Annotated in this window: 2 protein-coding genes; one reads left to right on the top strand and one right to left on the bottom strand. The window is 72.4% G+C overall.

The window, feature by feature from the left end; genetic code table 11:
- Positions 1-2,579 precede the first annotated feature (2,579 nt).
- Positions 2,580-2,753 carry a hypothetical protein gene (locus ACZ7KX_RS41180; protein ID WP_470331076.1) on the bottom strand — a complete coding sequence of 58 codons (174 nt, stop codon included), beginning with the start codon at positions 2,751-2,753 and terminating at the stop codon, positions 2,580-2,582.
- 260 nt (positions 2,754-3,013) lie between these two features.
- Between ACZ7KX_RS41180 and ACZ7KX_RS41175 the strand changes: the two genes are divergently transcribed.
- The gene (locus ACZ7KX_RS41175; protein ID WP_470331075.1) at positions 3,014-5,215 is read left to right on the top strand and encodes a tetratricopeptide repeat protein; all 2,202 of its coding nucleotides are present in this window, start codon (positions 3,014-3,016) and stop codon (positions 5,213-5,215) included.
- Positions 5,216-6,000: the final 785 nt, after the last annotated feature.

Here is a 6,000-nt window from a genome sequence, read left to right as displayed (position 1 = left end):
GGGGGCGGAAGCCTGCGGCTTAGGCAGGGCCTGGCGGCCCTGCAGCGGTGCTGACGCACCGCCAGGTGCGGGGGTGCCGCCTGGCGGCGTCACCGTGGGTGGTTGCCCGAGGCTACGCCTCGGGGCCCGGCTGCGCCGGGCAGGGGTGTGGTTGGGGTTATTCGCCTGCGGCGAATTGGTGGGCGCTTAGCGGCCCCTGGCGGGGCCTCAGGTGTGGGGGTGGTTGGCACGGGCCTGCGGCCCGCCATTGGGCCGTTGGCAATGTGGCGTGAATTGCCGGTAGCACCCCCACCCCTGCGGGGCGGGGGCCGTGCCCAGGGAGCAGCGTTGACGATGTGGCGCGAATTGCCGGTGAAAGCCCTCCCCTGACGGGGAGGCCGGTATCCCTCACGGTATCCGTTGACGATATGGCGTGAATTGCCTGAGGCAGCACCAACCCCCGGAGCGGGGCCCCTGGCGGGGCGTCGGGGCTGCGCCCCGGCGACGTCGCTGCGCGGGTGCCGGCGCGGCGCGGGGTGCGGCTGTCGCCGGGGCTCCGGGGCGGCGGCGGACACACCCCGGCGGTCCCGGGAACGGTGCAGTACGGGGCCCCTGGAAGCGCACCTGCCTGTCATCGGAAAACAGCCGGGAATTGTCACCGCAGCGGCCCCCGGGTCGGCGCACGGGACGGCCCCCGGAAACACCCTGCCGGAGCGCTGAATACGTGCTCCGAATCGCTGTTGACTACCGGTCAGGGAACCTCGCCGTGTGAACCGCCGTAACAAGACCGATTTCCGTCCCATGGAACTCCCTGATACGACACCGCGTCCATCCCCTCCACCGGTCCGGAATTCCCCACATCGAACACCGCCATTCCCGCCCGATCACCGAGACCCAGTCGGTGAGGAATCCTCAGACGCCACACCACCAGAAAACACCGTGCCAAGACCCCATGAGCGGGGCGCAGCGGCGGGTGAGGCGTCGGGCGGGGAATTTCTGGAAAGAGAGAGGGTCTTTGGCGGGGTTGGGGCCTGGCGGCCCCGTGGTGGGGTGATGGGTGGCGCCTGCGGCGTCACCGTGGGCACGCCTGCGGCTCCCCCTGGGGTGCGGAGTGGGTGAGGGGTGGGGCCTGGCGGCCCTGGGAACGGGGCGTGGGCCGCGGCTGCGCCGGGCCTGTGCCGGGCCAGGGGGCAGGCAGGACGGGGCTCCGGCTGCGCCGGACCAGGGGGCGGGGCAGAGCGGGGTAGGCTCCGGCTGCGCCGGGCCGTGGGGGCGGGGGTGGTGCTGTCGTGCTGTCGCGGCCCCGGGGCGAGGCGAGGGGATCCGGGGCATCCGGGCCGGGAAACGGACGCGACAGGCCTCCGGGCAGGACAGCAGGCGCGACAGCACCGGGTAGGGCCTGCGGCCCCTGGGCAAACCGACAGACAGAACTGCCGCGAGGCGGGAGGACGGCCACGGGACACGCCGAGGTCGACGGCCTGCGGACGACGGACGACGGACGACGGACGACGGGTGAGGACGGCGGCCAGGCCGTCGAGGACGACGGCGGACAGCGCCGGACGCAGCCCGGGCGGGGCGGAGCGCAGCCCGGGCCGGGCGGCGGCCGGGACATCAGCGGGCGCCGGCACGGGGGCGAGCGGCGGGCAGACGGGCCGGGCGGGGCGGCGGCCGGGCGGGAGCGAGCGGGGCGGGCGGCGCCGGTCCGGCGAGGACACCCCTGCAGGGCGGTACGGGCCACCCCCGGGTACGGCTCCGCTCACGGCATGGTCCCGTGGGGGAAGTAGTCGGCGCCGGACGGACCCCATGACCGCCCCCTGACCCAGCAGCTCAGCCCCCTTGACCCAGGCCCCATCCCGGCCGCCGTCGAAGGCAACCCGCAGGGCCACTCGTAAAGCCAGTCATGGGGTAACCGACAGCCGGATCAGGACATCGACGACGGCCCCGCGTTCCAGAAATCTGGAACGACCACCCAACAAGCCGACGGCCCGAGGGCAAGCAGGCGGCCAGGACAGCGCGAATCGGGCACGGCAGCGACGAGCGGGGCAGGGCGCAGCCCGGGGCGCGGCCGGGAGCGAGGACATCGCCCAGGACGTCGGCAGGCACCGGCCAGGACCGCGAGGACGACGGCACGCACGGCCTGCACCGCGACGGCGAGGACAGCCGCGGAGCGCAGCCCAGGCGGGAGCAAGCGGGGCGGGGCGAGGCGGCGCCGGTCCGGGCCGCGGGGACACCCCTGCGGGGCGGTACGGGCAGGACGGCGGCACGGGCGGAGCGGGAGCGAGCAGGCCGGGCCCGGGGCACAGCCCGCGGCGAGCGGGAAAGCCCGATCCCGGCCCGGGAAATACCACCGGAACAGCAGGCGAAAAAACACCCCGAAAACACCCCGAAAAATACTCCGGAATTCCCGTGCCCATTCCCCCGGGTCCGGACCGGCCCGTACGGGGTCACGCGGGCACGACGAACACGGAACGTGAACGACACACGCGACCGGGACACCCTCCCGGCACGCCCGCCAGGCCATCCAAGGCGGCCCATGCGGGCCCGCAGCGGACCGAAAACACCCCCAAACCACCACCAGGTCACACCCCCAGGACGGGCAGCTATGGGTTGCTCGCGGTGAAAGCGTCACGCCGGGCCTTGCGGGCGTCGCGCATCCGCTGGCGCTCCTCGGGCTGCACGTAGAGGATGTGGACGGCCTCGGCAATGAGCTCGGCAACGTCGGCGACCTCCTCGGCGGAGAACTCCAGAGTGCAGCTTTGCCAACGTTCCGACACTCGTCCGCCCGGCCGGGAGCAGGTCGGCGGTTTGGCTGATTCGGTGTCGTCGCGCTTCGGGGCCGGGGATGATGGACACCGGCCAACGTGCGACCCGGGGACGGCGGATGACGCAGGAAAGCACAGACGGGCTGGCAGGCGAACCAAAGGAGCGGCGGTCTCCCCCAGTGCCTGGGCTCAGCGGCCCTTCCGCTCGTTCTGACGCTCCGTCTCGGGACTCTGGCGGGTTCCACACCCGCAACCGGGTCGACGGCAGCACCGTGAACGGGAACCTGATTCAGGCCACGACGGTGCACATCCACCCCCAGCCCGCCGCAGGCGGCAACGAGGCCGCGGAGCGCGGTCGGCCCGGGAAGCCGATCAGGCAGTGGGACCCGCTCGATCTTGAGGTCCACCCGGCTGGGACCAACCGGACCAGCGCGCAGCGGGCCGGCGCCCCTGGTGCGTTGCCCGGGTACGTCCACCGCACACATGACCGCGAGCTGAGCACGGTGGTAGCCGAAGCCGCCGGGGGCCGCAGCCGGATGGTCGTGCTGGTCGGCTCGTCGTCGACCGGCAAGACCCGTGCGTGCTGGGAAGCTGTCCGGCCGCTCGCCGAGGATGGCTGGACGCTGTGGCACCCGTTCGACCCCACTCGGGCTGAAGCCGCGCTCGCGGACCTCGAACAGGTGGGCCCGCACACCGTGGTGTGGCTGAACGAGGCCCAGCACTACCTCGGTGATATCCGGTACGGGGAACGCATCGCCGCCGCCCTCCACAACCTGCTGACCGACCCCGCCCGGGGCCCGGTACTGATCCTGGGCACGCTGTGGCGGGAGTACGCCAACGAGTACGCCAAGCTCCCCGACCCGGGTGCTCCGGATCCCCACAGCCGGGTCCGCGAGCTGCTGGCCAGCCGCATCGTGGACGTCCCCGAGACGTTCGACCGCGACGCACTCGACACCGCCACGGCCCTCGCCGCGAACGGCGACCCGCTGTTAGCCGACGCCCTCACCCGTGCCGCCACCCATGGGCGGGTGGCGCAGGATCTCGCCGGTGCCCCGGAACTCCTGCGCCGCTACCGGCACGGTAGCCCTGCGGCCAGGGCTCTGCTGGAAGCCGCGATGGACGCCCGCCGCCTGGGCGTCAGCATCCACCTCCCCCAGGCCTTCCTCACCGACGCCGCCACTGACTACCTCACTGACCACAACTGGGACCAGCTCACCGACGACTGGGCCGATACTGCGTACGCCGATCTCGCCCGCCCCGTCCACGGCAAGCAAGCCCCTCTACGACGCACCAACGCCCGCCCCCCGCAGGGGACACCGCCGGTGCACGGCCAGACGGCGGACCCGATGTTCCGGCTCGCCGACTACCTTGAACAGCACGGCCGCACCAAGCGCACGCGGCTGTGCCCGCCCGCCTCCTTCTGGCACGCAGCTCACAACCACCTCACCAAACCGTCGGAGCTGGAACTCCTCGCCGACGCCGCTGCGTCCCGGCGCCGCTTTCGCGTCGCCTACAGAATGTTCCGACGAGCAGAGGAGCGCGGAAGTGATGTCAGGCTCCGCTTGGCCGGTATCCACTACGAAGTCGGAGATCTGCAGGGAGCTGAACAGCTGTACCGCGACGCCGTAGCGGATGGCCAGCACTCCGTGTTCAACGTTCTAGGCCAGGTTCAGGAAGAACTCGGAAATCTCGCCGGTGCCGAGCAGACGTACCTCGCCGCTGTCGAAGCAGGCCTCGAAGGGGCCGAGTCCTCTTTGGCCTTCTTCTGGGAGGGCATCGGAAACCTTGAGGGTGCGGCACGCATCTACCAAGCCCTACTGGACAGAGGCCAGCTGTACTCCGCATTCCACCTGGCACGACTCCAGGTAGCTGCCGGCGATCTGGCAAAAGTCGAACAGATCTACCTGGAGACACTTGGCCACGTCAGCCCACGCGCGCGGGTGGATCTCGGAATTCTCCGGCTGGCAGCCGGAGACACGGACGGCGCCGTCCGAGCCTTCGAGGAAGCCGCCACCGCGGGTGAGGAAGCCGCCGCCTTCCACCTGTCCGAACTGAATCGAGCACCCCGGGATCTGCAGACTGTCGAACGGGAGTTCCTCGCCGCTTCCGGCAATAATCCTTCACTGCTGAACGAACTGGCAGAACTACGGGTGGCAGCAGGCGATGCCACGGGAGCAGCAGAGCTGTACCTGCACGCCGCCAACGCCGGTGAACTTCTCACCACCACCCCCTGGCCCTACGGACTCGAACCGGACGGCACCCCCTCCCCACCCTGGACCCCACAACGACAGCGTCGGGCCACCGCCCGACTGCAAGAGGCCGAGCCCCACGGGACGGGCCGCCTCGGGGCCGTGGCAGGATCGGAACCCGCGGTGCGTGCCGCACCCCATTGCCCGCGGCGCGCACCGCACAGGCGCCTCAGCAGCAGTCGCCCGCGCTGCACTGCACCGCGGCGGCCGACTTCCAGCGGCTGACCCGTGGACTGGTGCGGTGCGCGGTCCTCGCCGACCGCGAGGCGGGCGCGACCTGGACAACGATCGGGCAGGCCCTGGGGCTCAGCGCGGACGCCGCCCGCGCCCGCAACGGAAAGGTCCGCCTGCTCGTGCCAGGGCCGCCGGAGCCCGAGTGACGGCCACCCACACGCCCCACCCATACCCCCGACGCGAGCGGCCGGCACCAGCCGGACGCGACAGAAGAACGCCCAGCGCAGCGCCCGGCCACCCCGCCATGCCCGACCTCCACACCACCACCCACAAGCACAGGCAGGGCCCACACGGGGTAAGTCGGCACGGCGAGTTCCCCGCCATCCATGGTCTGACCTGCGCAAACGCCCTCCGAACGGTCGGGCCGCCGGAGTCCGAACCGGCCCCCGTACCGACCGGCGTACCGGCCTGCGTACCGACCCTGAGCCGCGGAACCCCGTCCCGAACCCCCTACGGCGGGCGGCCGGCGCTCAGGGCCCGGTGGTCACCAGGCGGCCGGGCCGTCGCCGGGGCCGGTCGGGGCCGGAGCCTGGCAGACCGTGTAGGGGTGGTGCAGATACCAGCCCCAGGCACACGGACCCGGTCCCCAGCGCACCATCGCCACCCACGCCGTCGACGCGCAAGGCAAACGCCTCGCCACCGTGCCCGGCGCCGAGCTCCACCCCAACCGCGCCGCCCAGGCCCGCATCGCCGCCCTCGCCCGCATCCCCCATCTTCACCTCGCCCGGGCCCTGCCCCGGTGGGAACCCGTCGCCGGCACCCGCCCGGCCCGGCCC

It is taken from the genome of Kitasatospora sp. NPDC038210 (assembly GCF_055600605.1).
Note: the sequence above shows the minus strand (reverse complement) of the source record. Positions and strands in the feature narration are given on the sequence as shown.